Annotated in this window: 30 protein-coding genes; 20 read left to right on the top strand and 10 right to left on the bottom strand. The window is 41.4% G+C overall.

From position 1 onward, the window contains the following. Nucleotides 1-247: 247 nt before the first annotated feature. The 3 genes from AMD01_RS10665 to AMD01_RS10655 all read left to right on the top strand — a co-directional run bounded on the left by AMD01_RS10665 (nt 248) and on the right by AMD01_RS10655 (nt 3,256). A complete protein-coding gene (locus tag AMD01_RS10665) occupies nt 248-1,252 on the top strand; it encodes an NADP-dependent oxidoreductase (protein ID WP_053401384.1) in 1,005 nt (334 codons plus the stop codon). 181 nt (nt 1,253-1,433) lie between these two features. Then, the gene (locus AMD01_RS10660) at nt 1,434-2,084 is read left to right on the top strand and encodes a 5-bromo-4-chloroindolyl phosphate hydrolysis family protein (protein ID WP_053401383.1); all 651 of its coding nucleotides are present in this window, start codon (nt 1,434-1,436) and stop codon (nt 2,082-2,084) included. Between the two features lie 20 nt (nt 2,085-2,104). After that, nucleotides 2,105-3,256 (top strand): toxic anion resistance protein, encoded by a 1,152-nt coding sequence (locus AMD01_RS10655; RefSeq protein WP_053401382.1) that lies wholly within the window; start codon nt 2,105-2,107, stop codon nt 3,254-3,256. A 37-nt stretch (nt 3,257-3,293) separates the two neighbouring features. Here AMD01_RS10655 and AMD01_RS10650 read toward each other — a convergent pair whose 3' ends face one another. Beyond that, nucleotides 3,294-3,968, bottom strand: a complete 675-nt coding sequence (locus AMD01_RS10650) for a type 1 glutamine amidotransferase domain-containing protein (RefSeq protein ID WP_053401381.1) — start codon at nt 3,966-3,968, stop codon at nt 3,294-3,296. Nucleotides 3,969-4,199: 231 nt separating this feature from the next. Here AMD01_RS10650 and AMD01_RS10645 point away from each other — a divergent pair, with 231 nt between their 5' ends. After that, nucleotides 4,200-4,604, top strand: coding sequence for a DUF4395 domain-containing protein (locus AMD01_RS10645; protein WP_053401380.1), 405 nt, complete (start codon nt 4,200-4,202; stop codon nt 4,602-4,604). Between the two features lie 33 nt (nt 4,605-4,637). Here the strand turns inward: AMD01_RS10645 and AMD01_RS10640 are convergent, their stop codons facing one another. Beyond that, the gene (locus tag AMD01_RS10640; RefSeq protein ID WP_053401379.1) at nt 4,638-5,279 is read right to left on the bottom strand and encodes a hypothetical protein; all 642 of its coding nucleotides are present in this window, start codon (nt 5,277-5,279) and stop codon (nt 4,638-4,640) included. Between the two features lie 140 nt (nt 5,280-5,419). On the opposite strand from AMD01_RS10640, the gene AMD01_RS24920 reads away from it, so the two are divergent. Then, entirely contained in the window at nt 5,420-5,545 is a 126-nt protein-coding gene (locus tag AMD01_RS24920) for a hypothetical protein (RefSeq protein ID WP_281176865.1), read from the top strand. A 72-nt stretch (nt 5,546-5,617) separates the two neighbouring features. Here AMD01_RS24920 and AMD01_RS24095 read toward each other — a convergent pair whose 3' ends face one another. Next, nucleotides 5,618-5,767 (bottom strand): hypothetical protein, encoded by a 150-nt coding sequence (locus tag AMD01_RS24095; RefSeq protein ID WP_157052703.1) that lies wholly within the window; start codon nt 5,765-5,767, stop codon nt 5,618-5,620. 212 nt (nt 5,768-5,979) lie between these two features. Between AMD01_RS24095 and AMD01_RS10635 the strand changes: the two genes are divergently transcribed. The 4 genes from AMD01_RS10635 (at nt 5,980) to AMD01_RS10620 (ending at nt 9,335) form a co-directional block, all read left to right on the top strand. Beyond that, a complete protein-coding gene (locus AMD01_RS10635) occupies nt 5,980-6,192 on the top strand; it encodes a hypothetical protein (RefSeq protein WP_053401378.1) in 213 nt (70 codons plus the stop codon). A gap of 128 nt (nt 6,193-6,320) precedes the next feature. Further along, entirely contained in the window at nt 6,321-6,731 is a 411-nt protein-coding gene (locus AMD01_RS10630; RefSeq protein WP_053401377.1) for a hypothetical protein, read from the top strand. Between the two features lie 321 nt (nt 6,732-7,052). Then, entirely contained in the window at nt 7,053-8,300 is a 1,248-nt protein-coding gene (locus tag AMD01_RS10625; RefSeq protein WP_053401376.1) for a DNA polymerase IV, read from the top strand. Between the two features lie 147 nt (nt 8,301-8,447). Continuing rightward, on the top strand, nt 8,448-9,335 hold the full coding sequence (locus tag AMD01_RS10620) for a helix-turn-helix domain-containing protein (RefSeq protein WP_053401375.1): 888 nt from the start codon (nt 8,448-8,450) through the stop codon (nt 9,333-9,335). A 222-nt stretch (nt 9,336-9,557) separates the two neighbouring features. On the opposite strand, the gene AMD01_RS10615 is transcribed toward AMD01_RS10620, so the two are convergent. After that, nucleotides 9,558-9,827, bottom strand: a complete 270-nt coding sequence (locus AMD01_RS10615) for a hypothetical protein (RefSeq protein ID WP_053401374.1) — start codon at nt 9,825-9,827, stop codon at nt 9,558-9,560. Between the two features lie 167 nt (nt 9,828-9,994). On the opposite strand from AMD01_RS10615, the gene AMD01_RS10610 reads away from it, so the two are divergent. Further along, complete coding sequence (locus tag AMD01_RS10610) at nt 9,995-11,719, top strand: pyruvate oxidase (protein WP_053401373.1); 1,725 nt, start codon at nt 9,995-9,997, stop codon at nt 11,717-11,719. 59 nt (nt 11,720-11,778) lie between these two features. Here AMD01_RS10610 and AMD01_RS24090 read toward each other — a convergent pair whose 3' ends face one another. After that, nucleotides 11,779-11,952, bottom strand: a complete 174-nt coding sequence (locus AMD01_RS24090; protein WP_157052702.1) for a hypothetical protein — start codon at nt 11,950-11,952, stop codon at nt 11,779-11,781. A 111-nt stretch (nt 11,953-12,063) separates the two neighbouring features. Here AMD01_RS24090 and AMD01_RS10605 point away from each other — a divergent pair, with 111 nt between their 5' ends. Then, entirely contained in the window at nt 12,064-12,273 is a 210-nt protein-coding gene (locus AMD01_RS10605; RefSeq protein ID WP_053401372.1) for a hypothetical protein, read from the top strand. A 124-nt stretch (nt 12,274-12,397) separates the two neighbouring features. Continuing rightward, the gene (locus tag AMD01_RS10600; RefSeq protein ID WP_053401371.1) at nt 12,398-13,087 is read left to right on the top strand and encodes a hypothetical protein; all 690 of its coding nucleotides are present in this window, start codon (nt 12,398-12,400) and stop codon (nt 13,085-13,087) included. 35 nt (nt 13,088-13,122) lie between these two features. Here the strand turns inward: AMD01_RS10600 and AMD01_RS10595 are convergent, their stop codons facing one another. After that, complete coding sequence (locus tag AMD01_RS10595) at nt 13,123-13,425, bottom strand: DUF6509 family protein (RefSeq protein WP_053401761.1); 303 nt, start codon at nt 13,423-13,425, stop codon at nt 13,123-13,125. Between the two features lie 191 nt (nt 13,426-13,616). On the opposite strand from AMD01_RS10595, the gene AMD01_RS10590 reads away from it, so the two are divergent. The 4 genes from AMD01_RS10590 to AMD01_RS10575 all read left to right on the top strand — a co-directional run bounded on the left by AMD01_RS10590 (nt 13,617) and on the right by AMD01_RS10575 (nt 16,150). Further along, on the top strand, nt 13,617-14,408 hold the full coding sequence (locus AMD01_RS10590; protein ID WP_053401370.1) for an SDR family NAD(P)-dependent oxidoreductase: 792 nt from the start codon (nt 13,617-13,619) through the stop codon (nt 14,406-14,408). A 124-nt stretch (nt 14,409-14,532) separates the two neighbouring features. Further along, nucleotides 14,533-15,159: a hypothetical protein gene (locus AMD01_RS10585; RefSeq protein WP_053401369.1), complete on the top strand. Its 627-nt coding sequence runs from the start codon at nt 14,533-14,535 to the stop codon at nt 15,157-15,159. A 135-nt stretch (nt 15,160-15,294) separates the two neighbouring features. After that, on the top strand, nt 15,295-15,756 hold the full coding sequence (locus AMD01_RS10580) for a hypothetical protein (protein ID WP_053401368.1): 462 nt from the start codon (nt 15,295-15,297) through the stop codon (nt 15,754-15,756). A 100-nt stretch (nt 15,757-15,856) separates the two neighbouring features. Then, nucleotides 15,857-16,150, top strand: a complete 294-nt coding sequence (locus AMD01_RS10575; protein ID WP_053401367.1) for an antibiotic biosynthesis monooxygenase family protein — start codon at nt 15,857-15,859, stop codon at nt 16,148-16,150. A 43-nt stretch (nt 16,151-16,193) separates the two neighbouring features. On the opposite strand, the gene AMD01_RS10570 is transcribed toward AMD01_RS10575, so the two are convergent. Continuing rightward, a complete protein-coding gene (locus AMD01_RS10570) occupies nt 16,194-17,597 on the bottom strand; it encodes an amino acid permease (protein ID WP_053401366.1) in 1,404 nt (467 codons plus the stop codon). 286 nt (nt 17,598-17,883) lie between these two features. Further along, nucleotides 17,884-18,102, bottom strand: coding sequence for a hypothetical protein (locus tag AMD01_RS10565; protein ID WP_053401365.1), 219 nt, complete (start codon nt 18,100-18,102; stop codon nt 17,884-17,886). Nucleotides 18,103-18,365: 263 nt separating this feature from the next. On the opposite strand from AMD01_RS10565, the gene AMD01_RS10560 reads away from it, so the two are divergent. The 4 genes from AMD01_RS10560 to AMD01_RS10545 are packed head-to-tail and all read left to right on the top strand — an operon-like array spanning nt 18,366 to nt 22,867. Then, nucleotides 18,366-19,160 carry a formate/nitrite transporter family protein gene (locus AMD01_RS10560; protein ID WP_053401364.1) on the top strand — a complete coding sequence of 265 codons (795 nt, stop codon included), beginning with the start codon at nt 18,366-18,368 and terminating at the stop codon, nt 19,158-19,160. Between the two features lie 16 nt (nt 19,161-19,176). Next, on the top strand, nt 19,177-22,131 hold the full coding sequence (gene fdhF / locus AMD01_RS10555; protein WP_053401363.1) for a formate dehydrogenase subunit alpha: 2,955 nt from the start codon (nt 19,177-19,179) through the stop codon (nt 22,129-22,131). A gap of 1 nt (nt 22,132) precedes the next feature. Then, the gene (locus AMD01_RS10550) at nt 22,133-22,630 is read left to right on the top strand and encodes a helical membrane plugin domain-containing protein (RefSeq protein WP_053401362.1); all 498 of its coding nucleotides are present in this window, start codon (nt 22,133-22,135) and stop codon (nt 22,628-22,630) included. Between the two features lie 18 nt (nt 22,631-22,648). Continuing rightward, nucleotides 22,649-22,867 carry a heavy-metal-associated domain-containing protein gene (locus AMD01_RS10545; protein WP_053401361.1) on the top strand — a complete coding sequence of 73 codons (219 nt, stop codon included), beginning with the start codon at nt 22,649-22,651 and terminating at the stop codon, nt 22,865-22,867. Between the two features lie 37 nt (nt 22,868-22,904). On the opposite strand, the gene AMD01_RS10540 is transcribed toward AMD01_RS10545, so the two are convergent. Both AMD01_RS10540 and AMD01_RS10535 read right to left on the bottom strand, forming a co-directional pair. Further along, nucleotides 22,905-23,954 carry a P-loop NTPase gene (locus AMD01_RS10540; RefSeq protein WP_053401360.1) on the bottom strand — a complete coding sequence of 350 codons (1,050 nt, stop codon included), beginning with the start codon at nt 23,952-23,954 and terminating at the stop codon, nt 22,905-22,907. A gap of 70 nt (nt 23,955-24,024) precedes the next feature. Next, entirely contained in the window at nt 24,025-24,504 is a 480-nt protein-coding gene (locus AMD01_RS10535; RefSeq protein WP_053401359.1) for a helical membrane plugin domain-containing protein, read from the bottom strand. Nucleotides 24,505-24,518 lie beyond the last annotated feature (14 nt).

Below are 24,518 nucleotides of genomic sequence, written 5' to 3'. Positions count from 1 at the left end.
AGAAGCACGTCGAGTTTTCGACGTGCTTCTTTTTTGACTTGAGAACCACTATACCGATCAGTATAGTAATTATTTTATGAACGCTTCCATTTTTGAGGAGGAAAATGATCATAAAAAGTCGAAAAAGGGTATAGAGAGAATATAGGCTTCAACTTACATAAGCATTTTGTTTGAATGAGAAGGGTCATAAATGACAAAATACGAGTTGTACCTATTAAAAAATTTATGATGTTAGGTGGGAACCATGATGAAAAACGAACAAATACTTTTAGCAGAACGTCCAAAAGGAATGCCAACAACAGACACATTCAAGTACGAGGAAACAGAAGTAAAAGCACCGAAAGAAGGAGAAGTGCTTCTTCAAACGCTATACCTATCAGTTGATCCGTATATGCGCTCTCGTATGAATGATGCCAAATCATATGTACCACCATTTCAAGTAAACGAACCATTAAACGGTGGCATTGTCGGTCGTGTGGAAGAGTCTACGGTCGATCACTTGCAAAAAGGTGACTATGTAGTGGGATACCTACCATGGAAACGCCACATCACTGTAAAAGCAAAACACCTTCAAAAAATTGATCCAAACGTCGCACCAATTTCTACAGCACTTGGCGTACTAGGAATGCCAGGATTAACAGCTTATTTCGGGCTGTTAGACATCGGTCAGCCTAAAGAGGGGGAAACGGTTGTCGTATCAGGAGCAGCTGGTGCAGTAGGAATGGTCGTAGGACAAATCGCAAAAATCAAAGGTGCTCGCGTTGTCGGAATTGCGGGATCTGAAGAGAAAATTCAATATTTAAAAGAAGAGCTTGGCTTTGATGAAGTCATTAACTACAAAACAACGGAAAACATTCGCGCTGACTTGAAAAAAGCATGTCCAGACGGTGTGGACGTATACTTTGAAAACGTTGGTGGCGAAATTTCAGATGCGGTCGCATCGTTGTTCAACAAAGGTGCACGTATCCCATTATGTGGCCAAATCTCAATGTACAACCTTGAAAAGGTGGACGTAGGACCACGTATCCAAACGCGTCTTCTCATGAACAGTGCCCTAATGAAAGGGTTCATCGTAAATGATTATGCAGAGCATTTCGGAGAAGGCATGAAGCAATTAGGCGAGTGGGTGTCACAAGGGAAAATCAAATACGCAGAGAACATCGTAGACGGATTTGAAAATGTACCGGATGCATTCCTTGGTCTATTTAAAGGCGAAAACCTTGGGAAGCAAATTGTAAAAGTAGCTGAATAAGATTCTTTCCAAAAAAAGGACGTGATGTGCTCACGTTCTTTTTTTGTTTTTCTGAAACCTATTTCTGTTCTATTCGTATAAGTAAGAGGAATACTCACAACCTTTGAGGTTTCATGTGAAGGTGTGATAAAATGGATACAATTAGAAGAAAATGGTTGATAGAATTAGGAGGAACGTGCATATGAAAGTTTCTCAAATGATAAAATGGAGCAGTTCGGCAGGTGGAATCGGGCTTTTATCGATCCCCGCTTTTCACTACGGTTTAGATATGAATATGTGGCTATCGGCCGTTTCAGGTGTAGGCGTGTCAGGAGCACTGATGACGACAACAGGAGGGGCGCTCGTGATTAAGAAATTAACGAAACGAGATCCATATAAAGAAGAAATTGCGTATATCAAACATCAAGTACGTGAAGCAAAGAAGCATTTAAAAATGATTGGCAGCAGTCGTTTTAAAGTACGGTCTGTCACGATGTGGATGCAGCTGACAAAGCTATATAAAGTGGCAAAAAGCATCATTGATATGGTGGATAAAGAGCCTATCCGGTACGTAGATACTCAGCCATTTTTTCAAACGTATTTACCCTCTACCGTGACCGTCATTGAGCGCTACTTATTTTTAGCGACAAAACCAACGAAAAACATAGAAGTACGTGATGCGCTTCGAGACGCCGAAGAGATGATTGATGAAATGGTTAATAAATACGATCGTTTGTTAAAAAAGGCGCTTGAAAGTGATATGGAAAACTTAAATATAGAATTGAAGATTTTAAAAGATGCGTTTGAGGACGAGAAGCGATGGAGACCAACTTCTACAAAAAAGATTGAGTAATAGGACAGGAGGGAATAAGCATGAAGGAATTTGAGTCAAAACACAGCCTTGATGAATTATTGGATGATCCGTTTGCGATGCCGACGATCCAAGAAGAGAAGGAAACCTCTTTACAACAGGAAAAACCGAAGAAGTCGTTTGCTTATTTAACACCTGAGCATCAGGAAAAGGCGAAAAAAATTGCCGAACAAATTGATTATAAAAATCAGCAGGCCATCTTGCAATACGGAACCGCTGCACAGTCAGAGCTTTCTCATTTCTCACAGTCTGTCTTAAAGCACGTGCAAACAAAGGATGCAGGTCCCGTCGGTGATGTCATTACCGAGCTGATGCTGAAAATTAATCAAGTGAACCCAGATGAGTTCGGGATGAAGCGAAAAGGTGTGATCGGCAAACTCTTTTCCGGTGTGTCAAAGCCTGTTCAAAGCATTTTGTCAAAATATCAAAGCATTAACGTAGAGATCGACAAAATTTCCGACAAGCTAGAAGGGTCGCGTCAGCTATTGTACCGCGACATTATGATGTTAGAAAATTTATATGAGAAAAACAAACAATACTATGAAGCGTTAAATATTTATATCGCCGGGGCTGAGTATAAGCTTGAACAGTTGCAGAGCGAAACGCTTCCAGCCTTACAGTCTCAGGCGAAGGACGGCCAAGATTATTTAAAAGTGCAGGAAGTAAACGATTTAAATCAGTTTATGAATCGTCTGGATAAGCGAATTCATGACTTGAAGCTAAGTCGTCAAATTGCAATTCAAAGCGCACCCCAAATTCGTCTCATTCAAGAAGTGAACCAGACGTTAGTAGAGAAAATTCAAAGCTCCATTCTAACAGCGGTGCCGCTGTGGAAAAACCAAATCGTCATCTCGATGACGCTACTGCGTCAAAAGCGAGCGATGGAAGCGCAGCGCCAAGTGTCAAAAACGACAAATGAGCTTCTCACGCGAAATTCGGAAATGTTAAAGCAGAATACGGTCGAAGTTGCAAAAGAGAATGAGCGCGGAGTAGTAGATATTGAAACGTTGAAAAAGACGCAGGAAAACTTGCTAACAACGCTTGAGGAAGTGCTACAAATTCAGCAAGAAGGTCGCTCAAAGCGTCACAGTGCTGAACAAGAGCTTCATCAGATGGAAATCGACTTGAAGCAAAAACTTCTCGATTTAAAATAAAAAAATGCCCCTTCCAAGTGGAAGAGGCATTTTTTTATTATTTACCGTCTTTTAAAACGCGAATAAATTGTTTTGCTAAGCTAATCGTAGACTGTGGATTTTGACCTGTAAGAAGCTTGCCGTCAACTTCAATATGATCTGTCCAGTTATCCTTTGCTACAAACTCTGCACCAAGTTCACGAAGCTTTGTTTCAAGTAAGAAAGGCATATATTTATCAAGCTTCGTATCTGCCTCTTCAGCGTCTGTGAATGACGTAACTTTTTTACCTTTTACGATTGGTTCGCCGTTTGCACGTTTCCCACCAACAAGAGCCGCCGGCCCGTGACATACCGCCGCAATTAGTTTGTCGTCTTCCGCAAACTCTGTTAGGAGACGCTGTAAGTGTGCGTCTTCTGGGAAATCAAACATTGTACCGTGTCCACCTGGGACAAAAATACCTGCGAATTCTTGAGAACTTACGTCAGACAAGCGTTTTGTTTCTTCTAACAGTTTACCTGCCTCTTTATCTTCAGCTGTTACATCATCCGTTAAGCTGTTTGGGTCCACAGGAGACTTGCCGCCTTTTGGACTTGCTACCTCAACTTCATAACCAGCGTTTTTAAATTCTAGATATGCTTCAGAGAACTCAGTTAACCAAATACCAGCAAGCTCTCCGTTTTCCATTGTATGTCCGTTCGTTACAACCATTAAGATTTTTTCGTTTGTACTCATCGTGTTAAGTCATCCTTTCATCTTGTAAATTCTAGATAAAGTGTTCCCTCTGTGAATGAAGTCAAACATGTAACCGGGATTTTTTTAGAGAGGGAATTTTTCCCTCTATTCGTAGAGGGCTTCTGCACGTAAGAATGGAGCTCGTGAAAAAGGAGAAGCGCTCCTCGTTCAAACAAAAATCTTTTATCTTAGTAAACTTATCGGTATAATAAATAAAAAGGAGGGTCGTCCATGGGAATTCCAAAACCGCTTGTTCAGACGAACCAGCTTTTTATCGTTTTAACGACTTTAGCTGGACTTTTGTTTTCATCTTGGATTTTGCTGCTTCCGATTCTGATTGGAGTGACGACGCTAATTAGCAAACGAAATCCGCTTATTGTGGCAGGACGCCGATTGTTACCGAAGCGCTCTTATCAAATGGAGGATGCTGCACAGCAATTATTTAATCAATGGATTGCAACGATTTGCTTAGTTATTTCGTTTCTTTCCTTTCGACTTGATTTATCAGTGCTTGGTTATACATTCGGTATCATGGTCATTCTAGCAGCAGGAGTGGCTTTAATGGGCTACTGTATCGGCTGTACCATTCGTTATAGATATATGATGTGGAAGTATAAGCGCAAGCAGGCAGCATAAAAAAGGCATCTCGAACACGAGACGCCTTTTTTGTTATTGAATTTGAATCGTGCGTGCCATTTCTAAAAATGGCTCAAAGCTTTCGGTTTCGAGAGGAGCAAACATCGTAAGGCGAAGCGCAGGGTGATCTTCTGTTTCTTTCAACAGATAGACAGCGCCTTTTTCTGTTTTACTTTCTCCAGTAAATACGCTGTCAATATCGTTTTTATCGTTTGAGAAATCCGTTACTTCCTTTGCGTTTCCGTATCCTGCTTTTAACGTCTCCAGCGAATTTGCTTTTACATCACTTAAATCTTGGCCCTTTTCTAGCACTTCTACTCTCATCCATAGTTTGTCATTTTCGTCATACGCAATCACATCTTTGCCTGGCTCTTCTTCTGTAAGATCATAGCCATCTATAACATAGAGCGTATAGTTCTGATTTTTGCTTGTCTTTAAGAAGGCTGTCTTTTGCTCTTTCATGCCTTCCATTTCATACGTCAATTTTTTTTCAGGAAGGCGAACTTTGTTATTTTTATCTGGAGTAGACGCATTGTCCTTCGGTGCTTCTGTTTTTTCAGCAGGTTTCTTTTCACTTGTAGGGGCGGATTGAGGGTTAGACTGACTTTCTGTTCCGCAGGCTGCTAATGTTAAAAAAGTGCTTGCTACTAGGAGTAGCGGTATTGATCGTTTCATTTTCATCCCATCTCCTTTTCATTGTTGCTTACTAATTAGACGGGATGGTGATGGAAAAAGTTACATCATATGTGTAAGAAAGCGAATATTTTTAAGAAATAGGAGAATTGGGGCATGATAAAAAAAAGGAGGTGGGTGCGGTGAACAGACGCGAAGAAGAAAGCACGGAAATGACAGAGCTCTTGCAAATCATTAACGCTAAGGGAGACGTAGGAGAGATAGAAGAAATTTTAAAGGAGCATGAACAGAAAAAAGAGGCTGAGTGATCATGTATCACTTAGCCTCTGCAAGGATCTTCTGTTGCGTATAAGAACAAGAAGAGAAAAATATTACCAAGCTTACTGCGTACCTAAGTCCTTTATATTCACAGTAATGACCTTGCTACCTACTTGGATATGAGCGATATCGTTGAAAATCGCTTTGATCATACCTTTTACGCTAATTTCTTTTCCGATTTGAGCTTGCTGATTATTCTGTTGTTCACTCATTCTTATTTCTCCCTTCACAATCAATCGTGTTTTTATCATTATATTATAGAATGCATGGCACTTATAATACTAATTTGTTGCTTGTATACCCAATTCCTCTAAAATGAAAACTTTTTCCAAAAAATCTCCAAAAGACGGGCATGAGAGACGTTTCTCTATACTTTTAGTATAATAAATATGGATGAGAAAGAAAAACAAAAAGGAGCAATAAAATGGAACAAGTTTGGAAGCGACACGGTAAAAAATTGACCGTTATCATAGGTGCTATTTTTATTTTAGCGATTACACTTATTCAGCTAGTCTTTCCATGGCCCACTCTTCCTTTAATGATTGCAGCGATCATCGTCACCGACTATGTGCTGTTTTTAGTGATACGCTGGGCATATCGCGTAATGGACAAAGCTTTTCGTGAAGGAAGCAACTAGATTAAGTGTTTAATTTATGAAATAGAAGCAGCAGGTGGGAATTTTCACGAACTTAAGACCCCTAGAAAAAAGTCTCTTTTCACTTCGTAACAGTTCTTGTACACTGTAACTAATCAAGAAGTTTGCGAATGTCTGAAGGAAAGGGGATTGTGATGACAATGAACGCGCGAAATAAAAGTGTTATTCAAGCACCGTACACCGTTGAACAGCTAATGAGCTTATTAAGTGATGTGTGTGATGGACAAAATATGTTTTCACATCAAGACTTCGTCTACTGGTGCGAAAAGTATACGCTGTTTCACTATAAATACGAGATGGACGAGTCTCAGTGGCTAGCTGATTTAGAAAGTGAAGAACGTGCTCATTTTGCAAAAGCATTTTTGGTTGCAAAAGACGTACCGGCTAAATGGCAGCATTATTTAATGCAACAGTTTTCTTTTCAAGATTTGAAGGATCAGCCCCTACAAGACATTTTAATTCCTCAGGCTTATTTTGTACAATGGCTGACGGAGCTATATTCCTACGATCATGTGAACTAATTAGGATTGCTTTTCCTTTTGAATGAGTTTTCGAACATGCTCTTTTGGATCCCAGCAGGTAAACTGGTAGGTCGGTTTGGTCTCATACTGAAGACGTGTACAGAAATAGTTCATGCCACTGGCGGTTTTTTCTGCTTTAAAATGTTGACAAGTAGCACAGCAATGGTAACGATTCATGATATCTCACCTTACATACAGCATTTTTTAGAACGAGACTAATTAAAGTCTCGTTTTTTATTTTACGCGATTTAAGCCGCTAATGGTAGTTTGAAAATAGCCATATAGTATAATGAATGTAGCTAATAGAAATAAGGTGATAGATTGAAATCCATGTATCCAAAAAACGGGCGCGTGATCTTACATGTTGACGCAAATGCTTTTTATGCCTCTGTCGAAACGGCGCATGATCCATCACTAGAAGGAAAGGCTCTTGCGATTGCCGTAGACCCAAAGGAACGTCGCGGAATCATTGTGACGTGTAACTATCAGGCACGAAGCAGAGGTGTCTATACGACTATGACAGTATGGGAAGCAAAACGAAAGTGCCCAGAGCTCATTGTACGTAAGCCGAACTTTCCGCTTTATCGCGAAGTATCGGCGCAAATGTTTGAGTTTTTATCGACGATTTCTCCGCTGATTGAACCGGCATCAATTGATGAAGGGTATGTTGATATTACGGATTGCTACGAAATGGGCGCTCCGCTTGATATGGCTACTTATATACAAAGAGAACTGTTGGAACAGTATAAAATTCCCGTGTCGATTGGCATCGCGCCAAATAAGTTCTTAGCGAAAACGGCTAGTGACATGAAAAAACCACTCGGGATTACGGTATTACGTAAACGTGATATTCCAAGTCTTCTCTGGGCTCGTCCGGTTTCAGATATGCATGGAATTGGCGAGAAAACGGCAGAAAAATTAAGCGGGATTCATATTTATACGATTGAGGATTTAGCAAAGGCAGACGATGCCGCACTAAAAAGCACGCTTGGTGTGAACGGCATTCGTTTGAAGAATCGAGCCAATGGAATTGATGATCGGCAGGTCGATCCGGAGTCTATTAACCAATTTAAAAGCATTGGAAACTCCACTACGCTACCTGCAGATGTCACGGATGAGCATGCGGCATTAGAAATTATTCAACGATTGTCTGAGACTGTCAGCGCACGCATGAAGCGAAAAGAAGTTGTATCATCAACGATTCAAATTATGCTGAAATATTCGGATCGTAAGCTCATTACGAGGAGCCGTTCACTTCATAATCCAATCGTCGAGTCGAGTGCGATTTTTCAAAGCGCTGCTCAATTGTTTACGAAAAATTGGAACGGTGACCCGCTTCGCCTTATTGGCGTAACCGCTATGAACGTAGAGGTTAGAAACGATGCTTTAAAGCAGTTAGATCTTTTTTCGTTTGAAGAAGAGGCAAAACAAGAGCCGCTTATCCAAACGATGGAGAAACTAAACGAAAAGTATGGGGATAATTTTATTCGCAGGGGATTTGATCGGAACACGAGTCGCTCTAAAGGCATTCGTGACGATATTGAAAATAGATTTAATAAAGGAAAATAATTCGTACAATTGTCGAAAGGGATTCGGTACTCAAAAGGAGAATAAGGAAGAGAGTAAAAGTTGTATACAATATGCATCCAAAGTATGACGGAAAAGCCGATAATAAGATAGGAAGCGTACAAGTCAGAGATAATGGAGGTGTAAATCATGAAGGAATATAACATCGGAGAAAAAATAAAAGAATTAAGGCTGTCTCTAGAAATATCTCAAAACGACTTAGCAAAACAAATATGCGAACCACAAGACCTAGAAAAAATCGAAAAAGGGGACGAATACCCGACGCTTCCACAGCTACATACCCTAGCAAAACGCTTAGGCATCCCCATTACCTATTTTTTCGAAACAAACTGGAATCAAAACATTGATTATATTAATAGCGTGAAGACGCTTATGAGGAACTACGTACGCGATCGTGAATACAAAGCGCTGTATGAAATTGTGAAGCGTGAAGAGGAAAGCGAACTATTTCAAGACAAGCTAAACAAGCAGTTTTTAATGTGGCATGAGGGGATTTGTATTCATTATCTATTTAATAATAAAAATGAAGCTTTAACTTTATTACACGAAGCTATAAACCTCACAAATAGAGACTTGAGGGATTTAAAAGAAGAAGAGATAAAAATCTATTATAGTATAGGTGTTATTCATTACGATAATAAGGAATACGACAAATCTTTAGATATTCATAAGCAAATCTTGTCCTTTCTGCAAGATAAATATGAAATTCAAGATCGAAAGCTTTACTTGAGAGTGCTCTTCGCGTTGGCTCAAACTTTAATTAAGTTAAAAGACTTTGAAAATGCACTAAGATACAGCAATTTAGGAATAGGCGTGTGTATAAGTGAGGATATGCTATATCTCTTTGGAGAGTTTTATTATCAATCAGGTTTGAGTTTGGTAAAGCTTGACTCTTTAGGAGACGGAATGGAGCTTCTCAATAAATCAATGAATATCTTTAGTGCACAAAGAAATAGAAAAATGGAAGAATTGGTAAAAGAAGATACTTTGAAACTTCTAGAACCTACAGATTACTAAAAATCTACCAAAATAGGTCTAAAGTATCGGTAAAATAGTTTAGTTATATGGTAATATATTGTTCAAGTAGTTAAAAAAGGAATAAAGGAGGAATTCTTATGAAAAAGTTTTTATTCTCAGCAATGTACGTAGCTGTTCTAGCTATCGGGGTTGTTTCTACTCTAGACTTACCAAGCATCCATTAATCAAAAAAAAAGAATGGTCCTCGGACCATTCTTTTTTTCACCCCTCAACCGGAAACTCTGTCTCTTTCCCTATGTAGGTCAAACGCTGCTTGTCCGAGTTGATTTTAAGCTGGTAGCGCCATGTTTCAACTTTTTCGATGATTAGTTCTTCGCGCTTAAAGGCGAAAATTAATACAACCTCTTTATTCGTATCTAACAGTAGGTACTGTTCATCCTTTTTCCATAACGTAAGGTGATTGTCAAAAAATAGATTCCATCCGTTTGTTAAACGCTGACCTTGTGCGTTGTTTACGTGATTAATAACCATTACCAATAAACCCTCCTGTGCTGTGTAAAATGACACAGGTATAATTATACCGAATTGCGTGTTTATTTGGAACGGTTCAATAGTTGTATTTTGGGAAATCTTTCTGTTTAAAGAAAAATATGATTGGGAACAACAAACATATAACGCTATGCAGAGGAGGATTTTCTTTGTTTGAAAAACGTACAGGTGAAGTAATCATTAATCAATTACTTGAGTGGGGAGTCGACCATATATACGGACTGCCTGGCGATTCTATCAATGAGTTTATTGAAGATCTGCGCAAAAATCAGAAATACATAAAATTTATTCAAGTACGTCACGAAGAGGTTGCAGCGCTTTCAGCAGCAAGCTATGCAAAGCTTACGGGGAAGATTGGGGTTTGTACAGCGATTGCTGGTCCCGGAGCCATTCATTTATTGAACGGCATGTATGATGCAAAAGAAGACGGTGTTCCGATGCTCGTTATTGCGGGACAAGTACACTCAGAAGAATTAGGTACGGAGTCGTTTCAAGAAATTAATCTGGAGCGTATGTTTGATGATGTGGCCGTGTTTAATAAAACGGTCACATCTGAAACACACTTGCCTGACTTATTAAACCAGGCCATTCGTACCGCTTATGCAGAAAAAGGAGTAGCTGTACTTACAATTCCTGATAACATTGTCGCACGAAAGTACAAAAATAATAAATCAGAGCTCAGTTCGTCTGTTCGCACACACCCTAAAATCTTTCCTGGTGAAACTGACTTAATGGGTGCCCTTGACTTGATTCATGAAGCGAAAAAACCTGTTATTCTAGCTGGAAAGGGAGCGCTTTTTGCACGTGAAGAATTGCTGACGTTTGCGGAGCAAATTGCTGCGCCGATTATTTTAACCCTAGCAGGAAAAGGCGTCATTCCAGACGAACATCCGTACTGCATGGGGCAACTTGGACAAATTGGAACCAAGCCTGCTTATCAGGCGGCACACGAATCAGACTTATTAATTCTTATTGGAACGTCCTTTCCATATCGTCAATACTTGCCAAACAGCGTAAAAGCACTGCAAATTGACATTGATCCGACCAAAATATCGAAGCGTTATCCGATCGATGTGGGGCTAGTAGGAGATACGAAGGAAGTTTTAGGATGGCTAAATCAGCGCGTAAAGCGAAATGAAAACCGCTTTTTACTCGAAAAGAGCCAGGAACGTATGAGTAAATGGTGGCATGATATGAATGAGGATCAGGAAAAGGAAAGCCAACATCTGAAGGGATCACAGGTAGTAGGGGAGCTTCAGAATTTTGTAAAAGATGATGCTATTTTATCCGTTGATATCGGAAACGTGACGGTATGGATGGCGCGCTATTTCCGAATGACTAATCAAAAATTTATCACTTCCTGTTGGCTAGCAACAATGGGCTGTGGGTTACCAGGTGCCATTGCGGCTAAAATGGCATTTCCAGAACGTCAGGCGTTAGCCGTTTGTGGAGACGGTGGGTTTACAATGGTCATGCATGATTTTGTAACGGCCGTTCGTTACAAATTGCCGATTGTCGTGGTGGTACTGAATAATGAAAAACTGGGCATGATCAAGTACGAACAAGAATCGCTGGGGCATCAGGATTATGTGGTAGACCTAGCCGAAATGAATTTTGCCGCATTTGCAGAGGCGTGTGGTGGCGTAGGGTATCGTGTCACAAATCGTGCAGAGCTGCGAGAGGCGCTCGGAAAAGCTGCGCTTGATGAGAAACCGGTTATCATTGACTGCGTGACGGATATTGAACCGCCGCTTCCTGGGAAAATTACGTATCAGCAAGCCGTGCATTATTCCGAGTACTTAATTAAAAGCTTCTTCTCGGAAGGAAAGCTTGAACTACCACCGATTAAAAAAGGAATTAAAGGTCTCTTTTAAGCGAAGAAAAGCCACTCCGATTTGGGGTGGCTTTTTCTCGCGTATTGTTTTCTATATCATTAATCCGGTTTTAAGCGGTAAAGAATTAAGCACGTACAAAACATAACTACGCTCGCAAGATATAAAATTGCAAAAATGACCGCCAGTTGTGACGATCCTCCTACTACGAATAAAAACAGAAGCCCTACTATGAATATACCGATGCCAGCGAAAAACCCTTTTACAGCACCCATCAATCTATTTCCCCTCTCGATTATTATGCATGGAGTTTATTTCCTTTTTAAAGGTATAGTTTTTTTGTAATGTGGCAACAAAGAAAAACATATACCGAGGGAGGAACGAGCATGGAAAAATTAATGAACCCCGTTGATTTTATTGAACATTTAACCTACATACTTCAAGAAAATGAGCATATTCATCTGTCTACCAAATCTCTATATGACATTGAGCAAACGATCAAAGGAGCGGTTATATCCGCAACTTCAGGACAAAAGGAAGTCATTCAGCGAATGAGGCAGCAATATTTTGATCTTAAAAAACAAGCAAACAACTAATGTAGCGGTCGTTTTTAGTGAAATGGTTACGAATATTTCCTAAAAAACGATCGCTTTTTGGTATAAACAAAAATGAGGCGCATAGATTTAATAAAAAGTGGACAGGCACAAGGGAGAGGGAGAAATGAAGGAAATACGTCTAATCGAATGGCTAGAAGAATATCGTAATGTCGTACAGTTTGTCGATATTACATTTACCGGCGCCCGCTTAGATCAGTTTGTGATCACCATCCCAAGAGAGCTTTGGAACAATACGTCAATAAAGGGTGTTGAAGAGAAGGTGAGAACCTCTTATCCGCTATTTGATGATACGTTTTCCCTGCTCACAAAACCGATGAAAAAACACGTGGACAAGCTTCGAGCAGATTATACGCGCTCAGTACCACACTATGGTCGTGTCATCCTTGTCGAGGACAAAAAACGGTTTGAAGAAGAGTATCAGAAAGTAAAAGAATTAATCGAGACGTATAGCAAAGAGCTTGAGGATAAGGTAAAAGAACACATTTTAAAAACGAAAACGGAGCTAATGAATCATTTTGTACCAATTGTGAAAAATAAGCCGCCACAGGAGCTGCAGTCGCTGCTATCGTTAGACGATCAGGTGGTTCATTACGTGGAGTGGATGCTTAGTAAGTCATTGCCCACATCAACGGAAATTATCGAACGCTTGGAGCTTTGCCGCGTGTATAAAGACATTAGTCGAGAAACCATTTTAGATTCAGCGTTTCATCATCATATCGAAAAAGTATACAAAGACCGAAAATCCCACTGGCCGCACCATGGATACAAGCAAGAAGAGCTAGTGTTCATATAAGAAAAAGCCGCAGCTGCGGCTTTTTTTGTAATTTCTTATTGTTGTTCTTCAGCTTCTGACGTACGTTCCTTACAAAACGCGAGCACCATTTGCTCCTCATCTTCTTCTAACGAAAAGTCGATGTATTTGTCTGTGCTGCGATCATAAAAATGGTATTGAACGATTTTTGCTTCCTCGTCCGTAACACTTAAAATAACCTTCAAGCGGAGTCCGTTCTCGTTGTAAAGCTCATCGTCTTCTGGAACGTCTACATCTAAAAAGAATTCATAACGATCTCCGCTTAAAATACCAAACGGATCTTTTAATTTTTCTACTGTATAACTTGTGATTTCTAACATCGTATCCCTCACTTCTTTTGAAAGCATATGTATCCACTTACTCACTAAGCGGAAGCTGTCTTCATTATACTTGAATAACGACCAACATGCTAGAGTAGCGAACAAGGACATAATGAGCAGATGACTGGTTTATACTAACTTCGATTGATATACTCGACAAATCAATTTACATAGAAAAGGATGATAGACAAATGGAATTAAATCTTCAGCAGAAATTAGTCGTAGTAACAGGATCAACAGCAGGAATTGGAAAGGCTGTTGCTGAGCACTTTTTACAAGAAGGGGCACATGTTGTCGTCAATGGTCGTACACAGGAGAAGGTCGATAAAGTAGTGAAAGAGCTTTCTGCTCATGGGACGGTTCACGGTGTGGCAGCAGACCTTTCTAAGCCGGAGCAAAGCAAACAATTCCTTGAGCAGGTTGATGCCATTGGAGAAGTGGACGTGCTTGTGAACAACCTCGCGTTCTTTGAGGTGAAAAGCTTTGAAGAAGTAACAGACGAAGAGTGGATGGAGTATTTTGAAGTGAATGTAATGACGGCTGTACGTACGTCACGTCATTATCTTCCTAAAATGCTGAAACGAAATCAAGGTCGAATTTTAAATCTAGCTAGTGAGGCGGGAGTAAAGCCTCTTCCGCAAATGCTTCCATACTCAGTGACGAAAACATCGCTTATCAGTTTATCAAGAGGAATGGCTGAGATGACGAAAGGAACAAAAGTGACAGTCAATGCGGTCTTACCTGGTCCAACGTGGACAGAAGGTGTAGAAAACTTTATTGAAGGAGCTGCCAAAGCTGAAAATAAAGAGCTAGGCGCCTTTACAAGAGATTACTTTAAAGACAATGAGCCAACATCGCTTATTCAACGCTTTGCAACAGTAGAAGAAGTGGCAAGCACAATTGTCTTTCTTGCGTCTCATAAAGCATCAGCAATTAACGGCGCAACACAGCGCGTTGAAGGTGGAATTATTCGTTCAATTTAACATGAGAGGATCTGCACAAACAGCAGATCCTTTTTTTGTTTCCTAAATAAAGTGTTTAACAATCAGAGAGGCTGGGAATTACATAACCAACAGTAACGATCATACTTATTTAGGAGGAATAATCATGGTACAAACAAACGAAGGTATCCAAACAACAGGTAACATCGGAAGCATCCCAACAGCTCAGCATACAAATTCAACAAACGACTTTCAAATGGATGAGAAAAATAGCAAGCTGCTAAAAGGGATTATCATCGGAGGCGTTGTTGGGGGAGTGTTAACTTTACTAGACTCTACTACTCGCAACCAAGTAAAAGGAAAAGCGGTGGATTTAAAAAATTCATCTGTTGACATGTGGGGGCAAATTCGCGAAAATCCACAGGACGTTAAGAACCAAATGATTCAACAGTTTAAAAGCGCAACAAACTCTTTAAAAGATGCGATCAGCGAGGCACAAGGCTTGTACGAACGTGTAAATGATGAAGTGCTAGGTAAAGTATCTGATACAACAAACGATACGATCTCGACGTTAAAAGACTCCAAAGCAGACTTAAAAAGCATCGGCTCAAAGGTAGCCGAGGCAGGAAGTGAATTGAAAGGAGTAGTTGACTTAGAAGGGACAAACAGCCTAGATAGCTCTGACGATACATCCACATCACGCGTTGGTACGGTTCGAACAGCAGTACCTGAAAACGTAGAACGTCCAACACCAGCACCAGTGATTCAAAACAACGACCATACAAAAGAATAAAACGTTACCCTTAATCAAACACCCCGAAAGCGAATGTTGCTTTTGGGGTGTTTTTACGTAATTAAACACGTAGGATAGGCTTTACACATATCGTAAAGGTAGAGACAACATTTCAAGTAGCAGGGAGGTTTTTTTATGTATGATTGGAGGCAACAATCCAAGTTTCCTTTCTCGGTCGTAATTCCGGGCTTTCCAGGCGGATCGGGCTCATCACCACAAGGAGGGTTTTTCCCAGGTCCACCTCCACAGCAGGGCTTTTTTCCACCCTCACCAAACCAAGGACAGGGTTTCTTTCCACCGCCACCACCACCGGGCCCACCTTCAGGAGGCTGGAATCAAGACGGACCGCCATCTTCACCTCCACCGTCGTTTGTCCCTCAGTTAAATCAGGGCCCGAGCTTAAAAGCTGTCGATCCGGGAGCAATTGCAGGGTGTCGATATAAATATACGTATGTATGGTTAAATAGCGGGCAATCATTTTGGTTTTATCCTACATTTGTAGGGCGTCGTTCAGTATCAGGCTATCGCTGGACAGGATTTAACTGGGTTTACTTTGGGATTGATACGAATCGTATCTCGTCCTTTCAATGCTATTAATCGTTTCTACTCGCTGAAGAGACTCAATCTCTTCAGCTTTTCTTTTAGTGAAAAACGTATTAAGATGGGAAAGACGTTTGCATAAGGAGGAGATGAGTGCATGATTATTGAACATGCCGTTTTTTACATTCACAAAGAAAAACAAAGCGAGTTTGAAATAGCATTTAAAGAAGCGGCAGCACTTATTGCAGCGACAGCGGGCTATCGTTCTCACACGCTAAATAAATCCATCGAAAATGACGGGAAATACTTTATTTTTGTAGAGTGGGATACGGTTGAAAGTCATATGGAGGGCTTCATGCAATCACCAAGGTTTCAGCAATTTGTCGCGCTTATGGACCCGTTTCTTGAAAAAGCAGAGATGGAACATTTGGAGACAAAGCAACGCTCATAAGTACATAGAAAAAGACTGTGCTCACTCGCACAGTCTTTTTTCGTTAAGACGATAAATGATGCGCATTTTTACGAAGCAGCGGATAGAAGATAATCCCGCTTGCTAGGAGCGCAACGCCAAATAAAAATGTTTTTAAATCAGATGTTCCAGCTACAATAACCCACAGTGAGTAAATCGTGGCACCCGCAGCGATCATACCGTCCACAACACGCTGTCTGCTGTGTAAATAAGTTTCACCTGTAATGGTCAACCTCATTTGATACAGAGCTGAAATAAGATAAGGAACCAAGTAGGCGAGAGTAGCAATATAAATCACAAAGTCAAATGCACTTGAGATAGAACTAGAGACCGTCGAAAAAATAAATAGCTGTGCAAGCGCATTTGAAACCCATAGTGAAAAGACAGGCATTGATTGCTTATTTTCCTTTGCAAAGGCTGGTAAGAACAATCCTTGACGAGCCGCTTGGTAAGGGACTTCTGCACTGAGGAGCACCCAGCCGATTGTTGATCCTAGTAAGCTAACAAGCCCGAGACCCGCAATTAAGTAAGCGCCAATCGGACCAACGATTTGCTCTGTTGCATCGACAAGAGGCTTCTCTGAATGAATGAGCTCACTTTGCGAAAGAACGCCCATCGTGAGAAAGCTAATTCCTAGATAAATGGCTAGAGCAATACATAATCCAACAATTGTTGCCCATTTAACGTCCCGCGTTCGTTTGGCTCTTGAAGCAAAAACGACCGCCGACTCAATGCCGATAAACGCCCATAGGGTAGACAGCGCTGCACCGTTTACTTGTGACAGTAGCCCAACCGTATGCCCAGCTGCATCTTCTTTAGGAGCGACAAACGGTAAAATGTTGCTTTTATCAAAAGCAAAAAGCGCTAGGATAATAAATAGGGCAAAACCAATGACTTTTGCGACAGTTGCCACAAAATTGATTTTCCCTGCCCCTTTCATCCCTTTTAAAATGATGAAATGAGCACCCCACAGCATAAGTGTACAAATGATAAATGTTAAAGCATTCCCAACCTTTAGATCAAAGCTTCCAATTGTCCAAATGACGGCTTTGCTATTTAAAATCGGGAAAAAGGTAGAAAGATAGCTTGTGAACGTTGAGATAATTGCAACGTTCCCTGCGAAGTTTCCGATCCAATACCCCCATGAAGACATAAAGCCTGAGAGGAGAGACGCAACGGGCTTTTCTTTTAATAGCTCCTTTGCATAAATCTGAGGACCTCCGCTTAACTCAGGCTTTCGAATAGCCAAATTCCCAAATACAAGAGCTGTCAGCATAACGCCAGCACCAGTTAGTAGCCATGCAAGCGTAACGCCCGCAGGACTAGCAGATTCTGAAAGGGAGCGAGGTAACATGAAGATACCAGAGCCCACCATATTTCCGACTACTAATGCAGTTAATAACCAAAAACCTAATTTTTGTTGAGACATTCTAAACTCCTTTTGACTTTCTAAGTTGTGTAACGTTTATTCAGCAGATAGCGTTCGATCGTTAATGTTCAATGGAGCTAGGCGTGCTAAATAAATTGATATCTATGCGAATATGTTTATAACTATACTATTTTTCGACAAAATTCGTCAATGGGAGTATGTGCATTGTTTATCGCTCGTTTGAAGCTTATGGACCTTATCGAAAGAAAATTTCGACAAGATAAGTTTGTTCACAAAAAATGAAGGGAAATATGGATATTATTCCATCATCTTTTATTGTTTTCCATTAAGGAAGAAGGTAAATCGTTGCATGAGGAGGTGCATCGAGACGGGTCTTTTTAAGTTTCCCCTCGGAAACGAGCTCCCCTAAAGCCGTCTCAATTTCTTGAGCAGTCGTTCCGAACATGTCCGCAAGCTTGACAGCAGATAATGCCGAATATTTTGGTTTTTTTGTTGCAGACGTAATCATACTTACCACGCGCTCGTGCAATAGTTGTTTGTTCATTGTATTTCTTCCTTTCGTTAGTTGAATGAGTTTCATAATAGAATACCCGATATCATCGTAAAACAAGCACTTTTCCATTATTTTAACGAAGAAAATATGATGCTAGCGCCAACAGCTGTATGTACAGAGTACTGTGTTCGTTGCGATCTAGGCGGTAAGGGTAGGCAATTGCTTTTACAGGGGGCTAAACAAAAGGTGTGAATTTATATAAATCCATCATTATGCAAATAGTAAAAGAAAGACTCGACTAGGAGGAATAGAAGATGGCGTTTTATAACTCGAAGCAAATTGCCAAGCTCTCCGTGGAAGCTGGGGTTAGCAAAGTGCACTTACCAATGAGCAGTTTACTCCCGCTCGGATTTTTGGGAGGCGCATTTATTTCGCTAGGTTTCCTGCTTGATATACGGGTAAGCGCTAATTTACCGGCTGACTGGGGAACGTTTGGGGCCTTTTTAGGTGCTTCTGTGTTCCCACTCGGACTCATTCTCATCTTAATTGCAGGTGGAGAACTATTAACTGGCAACATGATGACGATCTCACTTGCTTGCTTTAGCCGAAAAGTTACGTTCGGGCAGCTGGTGAAAAACTGGGTGCTGATTACGCTCAGTAACTTTGTCGGGGCACTGTTCGTTGCTTATTGCTTTGGACATCTAGCGGGCTTAACCGATTCAGGCCCTTTTTTAGCAAAAACCGTCGCAATCGCAAAAGCAAAGTTGGATGAAGGATTTGTTGCCTCCTTCTTCTCAGCTATTGGCTGTAACTGGCTTGTAGGTCTAGCGGTATGGTTGGCATACGGTGCTCAATCCGTGGGAGGAAAGATTTTAGGTATTTGGTTTCCGATTATGGGCTTCGTTGCAATTGGCTTTCAGCACGTGGTTGCCAATATGTTTTTAATTCCCGCAGCTATTTTTTCAGGATACTTCGGATGGGGCGATTACATAATGAATTTTATCCCCGTTTTTTTAGGCAACGCGGTAGGAGGAAGTATTTTTGTCGCAATGATGTATTGGATTGCGTATAAAAATGAGTTAGACACCATTAAGATTACGGAAAAGTAATGAGGAGGAATGGAAAATGAGTGAATCTACTTTTCACATTAATATTAACGGCAAACAGTATCATGCAAAAGAAGGGCAAACAATCCTAGAAGTAGCCAATGAACATAATTACAGCATTCCGAGCATTTGCTATCACCCTGATCTTGGCTCGATTCAAACATGTGACACGTGTTTTGTAGAAGTAAATGGGGAACTCGTTCGTTCCTGTGCGACAAAAGCGGTGCCAAATATGGACGTTAATGCAGTTTCGAAGCAGGTAAAAGACGCTCAGTACGAGGCGATGTCGCGCATCTTAAAAAATCATGAGCTGTACTGTACCGTTTGTGACAACAACAACGGCAACTGCGTGGTGCATAATACAGCTGAATTACTAGAAATTGAGCATCAAAAATATGAATTTAAAGAAAAACCGTATGCAGCTGATAATTCACATCCATTTTATCGCTACGAGCCGGATCAATGTATTCTGTGCGGCCGCTGCGTAGAGGCGTGTCAAGACCTTCAGGTAAACGAAACGCTCACAATTGACTGGGATCGTGAAGCGCCTCGTGTTATTTGGGATAACGACGTCCCGATCGATCAATCTTCCTGCGTAAGCTGTGGTCACTGTGTAACGGTCTGTCCGTGTAACGCCTTAATGGAGAAACCGATGCTCGGTGAAGCTGGATTCTTAACAGGAATCATGCCGAAAACGCTAGATCCGATGATTCACTTAACAAAAGAAGTAGAGCCAGGATACAAAGAAATTTTTGCGATCTCAGAAGTTGAAGCAAGCATGCGTGAGGCGCGTATCAAACGCACGAAAACGGTTTGTACGTACTGTGGGGTAGGCTGTAGTTTTGAAATTTGGACGAAAGACCGAAAAATTTTAAAAGTAGAGCCAAGCGTAGATGCACCAGTGAACGGAATTTCAACGTGTGTAAAAGGAAAATGGGGCTGGGATTACGTTAATAGTGAAGAACGTCTTACAAAGCCGTTGATTCGTCAAGGCGATGAGTTCATTGAAGCAAGCTGGGAAGAGGCGCTTAACGTCATTGCAACAAAACTGACAGAAATTAAAGAGAAGCACGGTCCAGATTCAATTGGGTACATCGCATCTTCTAAATGTTCAAACGAAGAAAACTTTATGTTCCAAAAATTTGCTCGTGCGATTATGGGAACGAACAACGTGGACAACTGCTCACGCTATTGTCAGTCACCGGCAACGGCAGGACTTCTTCGTACGGTCGGAATTGGCGGTGATGCAGGAAGCATTACAGACATCGGAAGCTCTGATTTAGTATTTGTAATCGGTGCAAACCCTGCTGAATCGCATCCTGTACTCGCTACTCGCGTGAAGCGTGCTCACAAGCTTCATGGACAAAAGCTAATCGTAGCGGATTTACGTAAAAACGAACTAGCAGAACGTGCCGATCTTCACATTCATCCGAAGCCAAGTACAGATCTTATCTGGATTTCTGCTGTAACGAAATACATCGTTGACCAAGGCTGGGAAGCTCGTGAGTTTTTAGCAAATCGCGTAAACGGATTAGACGAGTACATTGCTTCTCTTGAGATCTATACGCTTGAGTATGCAGAAGAAATGACGGGTCTTTCAAAAGAAGAGCTTATTCAAGTAGCAACGATGATTCACGAAGCCAAATCGGTTTGTGCACTATGGGCGATGGGCGTCACACAACATATGGATGGGACGGAAACAAGTACGGCTATCTCAAACCTATTGTTAATTACAGGAAACTATGGTCGTCCAGGTACAGGTGCGTATCCACTGCGTGGTCATAACAACGTACAGGGAGCATGTGATTTCGGAACGATGCCAACATGGTTCCCAGGCTATGAAAAAGTAGCAGACGACAGCGTTCGAGCACGCTATGAAAAGGCATGGGGTGTATCGCTTCCTACTTCAACAGGCCTTGATAATCATCAAATGGTCGAAGAGATGAACGAAGGAAACTTAAAAGCACTTTACCTGTTCGGAGAAGATATGGCGATTGTCGATTCCAACTCGAACCATGTGGATACAGGATTTGAAAAGCTAGAATTTATGGTGGTCCAAGACGTATTCTTTACAAAAACAGCTCAATTTGCGGATGTTATTTTACCTGCTGCTCCTAGTCTCGAAAAAGATGGCACGTTTACCAATACAGAACGTCGCATTCAGCGTTTCCACCGTGTATTTGAACCAGTTGGTGATTCAAAGCCAGATTGGCAAATCTTCCAGGAAGTTGCGAACCGTCTAGGTGCGAACTGGAACTATACGCATCCAAGTGAAATTATGGACGAGGCAGCTTCTCTTGCACCGCTATTTGCAGGCGTGACGTATGAACGACTAGAAGGATGGAATAGCTTGCAGTGGCCTGTAGCAGCAGATGGTACAGACACACCGCTTCTATACACAGAGCGTTTCTCATTTGAAGACGGAAAGGCACGACTCGTTATTCCAACATGGTCAGAGCCGTATGAAGCAGGAGAAGAGTATGATCTTCATCTTAATAACGGGCGTCTTCTTGAACATTTCCATGAAGGAAACATGACGTATAAATCAAAAGGTCTTACGCACAAAGTGCCGTATCCTTGGCTTGAGGTATCAAAAGAACTTGCTGCTGAGCGAGGAATTACAGACGGTGCGCTCGTTCGACTATCATCTCCGTACGGTCATGTGAAAGTACAGGCGATGGTAACAGATACGGTTCGCGGAAAAGAACTGTATCTTACAATGAACTCAGCTGAGGATGAAATGGCCGTGAACCGCTTAACAAGCAGCTATCATGACAAAGAGACTCACACGCCTGCTTACAAAGAGATGGGTGTTAAAATGGAGATCATTTCAGAGACAGGGACACCACCACTGCCAAAAGTGAATCATCGCTTCGGAAATCGCGTACCACAGATCAGTGTCCGAGTAGAGGAGAAGTGGAAGCGAGAAGACTTCACCCCAATTGAAAAAATGATCAAAGAGGGAGGTCAATAACATGGCAAAAGCAATTCGTTCCATAAAAAAGCAAGTACCGGATAAGCATCAGGAACAGGCAGACGCATTAGCAGATATCGTGACGGCACTTGCCGATAACCGGGATGCCATTATGACGACGATGGATATTTTAAAAAATCTCCATGAAATGGGGGCGCTCCATGCGATCTCGGCGGCACTTCAGAAACGAAACGATATTGGTTATATTGCCGTTCAACAAATTGATCAGCCAGGTATGCACAACATCATTAAAAACGCGATGAACACGATGAAATTTTTAGGATCTGTCAATGCGGATGAGCTTCAAAAGCTGTTAAATGGGGTTTCCAATGGCTTCACTAATATGAACGAAAGCATTGAGAAGAACGAAGAGCGTAGCCTATGGCAGCTCAGTAAAACGATGCGCACACCGGAGGCGAAAGCTGCTATTGGTAGCATGACAGCCTTTATGCAAGGGTTGGGAGAAGGATTTCTCGATAAAAAGCACAGCGATCATTAAGGAGAGGAGATAAAAGGGATGGTTGAAAATACGTGGATACTACCAGATTTAAAGACCAAAGAGGACGAAGCGAAAATTCTTCAAGCACTCCATCGAATTTGGGGTGTGCGTGATGTGACCGTTCAGGTCGACACAGGAGAAGTATTCGTCAGCTTTGAGGAAGCGGAATCAAGCTCTCAAGATTTTGAACAGGCTCTTATTGAGCTAGGGTATGATGCAAAGGGGAGAACAGAATAAATAAAAAGGCTTCGTACCACGAGTACGAAGCCTTTTGTTATTTTACGAGCAGTACATCTTGAACTAATTCCGTAAACACTTCACCAGCGACGGAATCTTCATCATAAACAGATTCGACAATCGCATCTTCTGGCTGTGCAAATGGGACACGTGCCACGACTTCTGTACTAAGTTGCTCGGCAAGCATATCGCCGCCGCCACGACCGAACATGAATTTACGTTCGCCGTCTTTGTCTTCGTAGTACGCCATATTTTCTACGACACCCAAGATTTCGTGTTTTGTATGACGTGCCATTGCACCTGCACGAGATGCAACATACGATGCCACATTATGCGGAGTTGTAACGATTAGCTCTTTTGCTTGCGGAATCATACTCGCAACGTCAATCGCCACATCGCCTGTTCCAGGAGGCAAGTCTAATAGAAGATAGTCTAACTCGCCCCAATGGGTATTCGCTAAAAAGTTACGAATCCATTTGTTTAACATTGGTCCGCGCCACATAACAGGGTCATTGTTGGGTGCGAAAAAGCCCATCGACATTACCTTTACGCCGTGACTTTCAACCGGAATAGCCGTTTCGTTGATCATCGTTGGTTTTTGTGTGATTTTCATCATCGCTGGGATACTAAATCCATAAATATCCGCATCTATAATGCCAACGCGTTTTCCTGCACGAGCAAGAGCCGTCGCAAGGTTAATCGTTACAGTCGATTTCCCAACGCCACCTTTTCCGCTCGTCACGGTAATAAACGTTACGCCAGAGGCAGGATCTAAAATTTTTGGCATGCCAGAAGTAGTAGATGCTTCTTTCTTTAGAGAAGCAGTCAGTGCTGCACGCTCCTCCTGAGTCATCGTTCCAAAGCGTAGAGCAACAGACAGTGCTCCTGCTTCTTTTAATGCATCTGCGATATCTTGTTCAATTTTTGCTTTAAGGGGACAGCCTTGGATGGTTAAGACAACCTCAAGCTTAACGTGTCCGTCTGTTACCTCGATATTTCGAATCATATTTAATTCCACAAGACTTTTACGAATCTCGGGATCTTCAACGTGTTTAAGCGCTTCAAGCACTTTTTGTGGTGTTAGCATGTTGTCACGTTCCTTTCCGTACATGATGTGTAAAAGCCAATAAGGAAGGGGGCCTTATTGGCTTTTACATTTATTCGTTTAATCCTTTACCTAATCCTTTTAAGAACTGAATGCCAAAGCCGATTGCTCGGTTTACATCAGGGTCTTTTAATACTTTTAAAAGGTCAAGCATACCGATCGTTTTATCAGATTGAAGGTGTTCATTTCCTTGCTGAATACCAGTAGATAAGCTACCGATGAGCTTCGTCATTACTTCAGGGTCCATGTTAGCTAAAAGGCCTGTTGCGCTCATTAAATTGTTAATGATGTTTTTAGCTGGTTCTCTTGATACTTGACCGACTGCAATTTTTGCGATTTTTTCTTTTGCTTTTAGGGCTGAGTGAGCTGCTTCTAAAAGTCCACTTGCATGCAGTTCTTTGATGATATCAATGGTCTGGTTCAGCGCCGCATCATTGTTAGCTAGAAGAGAGGTTAACTCTTCTAGCTTCTGGTTTTTTGCTTCTTCCGGTGTTGGAATATGCTTTTCAATTGTCGTAATAGGTTTTGCCATTGTCTACTTTCCTC

The sequence above is a fragment of the Priestia koreensis genome, assembly GCF_001274935.1.
Classification (GTDB): domain Bacteria; phylum Bacillota; class Bacilli; order Bacillales; family Bacillaceae_H; genus Bacillus_AG; species Bacillus_AG koreensis.
This window is presented reverse-complemented; position numbering and strand designations above follow the sequence as displayed.

Coding starts and splice junctions, on each gene's coding strand:
- AMD01_RS10630 (WP_053401377.1), top strand. CDS start 6,321: ATGTCTGAAGGAAAGGGGATTGTGATGACAATGAACGCGCGAAATAAA.
- AMD01_RS10620 (WP_053401375.1), top strand. CDS start 8,448: ATGAAGGAATATAACATCGGAGAAAAAATAAAAGAATTAAGGCTGTCT.
- AMD01_RS10585 (WP_053401369.1), top strand. CDS start 14,533: ATGGTACAAACAAACGAAGGTATCCAAACAACAGGTAACATCGGAAGC.
- AMD01_RS10645 (WP_053401380.1), top strand. CDS start 4,200: ATGGGAATTCCAAAACCGCTTGTTCAGACGAACCAGCTTTTTATCGTT.
- AMD01_RS10615 (WP_053401374.1), bottom strand. CDS start 9,827: ATGGTTATTAATCACGTAAACAACGCACAAGGTCAGCGTTTAACAAAC.
- AMD01_RS10655 (WP_053401382.1), top strand. CDS start 2,105: ATGAAGGAATTTGAGTCAAAACACAGCCTTGATGAATTATTGGATGAT.
- AMD01_RS10640 (WP_053401379.1), bottom strand. CDS start 5,279: ATGAAACGATCAATACCGCTACTCCTAGTAGCAAGCACTTTTTTAACA.
- AMD01_RS10635 (WP_053401378.1), top strand. CDS start 5,980: ATGGAACAAGTTTGGAAGCGACACGGTAAAAAATTGACCGTTATCATA.
- AMD01_RS10570 (WP_053401366.1), bottom strand. CDS start 17,597: ATGTCTCAACAAAAATTAGGTTTTTGGTTATTAACTGCATTAGTAGTC.
- AMD01_RS10575 (WP_053401367.1), top strand. CDS start 15,857: ATGATTATTGAACATGCCGTTTTTTACATTCACAAAGAAAAACAAAGC.
- AMD01_RS10605 (WP_053401372.1), top strand. CDS start 12,064: ATGGAAAAATTAATGAACCCCGTTGATTTTATTGAACATTTAACCTAC.
- fdhF (WP_053401363.1), top strand. CDS start 19,177: ATGAGTGAATCTACTTTTCACATTAATATTAACGGCAAACAGTATCAT.
- AMD01_RS10580 (WP_053401368.1), top strand. CDS start 15,295: ATGTATGATTGGAGGCAACAATCCAAGTTTCCTTTCTCGGTCGTAATT.
- AMD01_RS10650 (WP_053401381.1), bottom strand. CDS start 3,968: ATGAGTACAAACGAAAAAATCTTAATGGTTGTAACGAACGGACATACA.
- AMD01_RS24090 (WP_157052702.1), bottom strand. CDS start 11,952: ATGGGTGCTGTAAAAGGGTTTTTCGCTGGCATCGGTATATTCATAGTA.
- AMD01_RS24095 (WP_157052703.1), bottom strand. CDS start 5,767: ATGAGTGAACAACAGAATAATCAGCAAGCTCAAATCGGAAAAGAAATT.
- AMD01_RS10660 (WP_053401383.1), top strand. CDS start 1,434: ATGAAAGTTTCTCAAATGATAAAATGGAGCAGTTCGGCAGGTGGAATC.
- AMD01_RS10545 (WP_053401361.1), top strand. CDS start 22,649: ATGGTTGAAAATACGTGGATACTACCAGATTTAAAGACCAAAGAGGAC.
- AMD01_RS10540 (WP_053401360.1), bottom strand. CDS start 23,954: ATGCTAACACCACAAAAAGTGCTTGAAGCGCTTAAACACGTTGAAGAT.
- AMD01_RS10565 (WP_053401365.1), bottom strand. CDS start 18,102: ATGAACAAACAACTATTGCACGAGCGCGTGGTAAGTATGATTACGTCT.
- AMD01_RS10665 (WP_053401384.1), top strand. CDS start 248: ATGAAAAACGAACAAATACTTTTAGCAGAACGTCCAAAAGGAATGCCA.
- AMD01_RS10535 (WP_053401359.1), bottom strand. CDS start 24,504: ATGGCAAAACCTATTACGACAATTGAAAAGCATATTCCAACACCGGAA.
- AMD01_RS10560 (WP_053401364.1), top strand. CDS start 18,366: ATGGCGTTTTATAACTCGAAGCAAATTGCCAAGCTCTCCGTGGAAGCT.
- AMD01_RS10550 (WP_053401362.1), top strand. CDS start 22,133: ATGGCAAAAGCAATTCGTTCCATAAAAAAGCAAGTACCGGATAAGCAT.
- AMD01_RS10595 (WP_053401761.1), bottom strand. CDS start 13,425: ATGTTAGAAATCACAAGTTATACAGTAGAAAAATTAAAAGATCCGTTT.
- AMD01_RS10590 (WP_053401370.1), top strand. CDS start 13,617: ATGGAATTAAATCTTCAGCAGAAATTAGTCGTAGTAACAGGATCAACA.
- AMD01_RS10600 (WP_053401371.1), top strand. CDS start 12,398: ATGAAGGAAATACGTCTAATCGAATGGCTAGAAGAATATCGTAATGTC.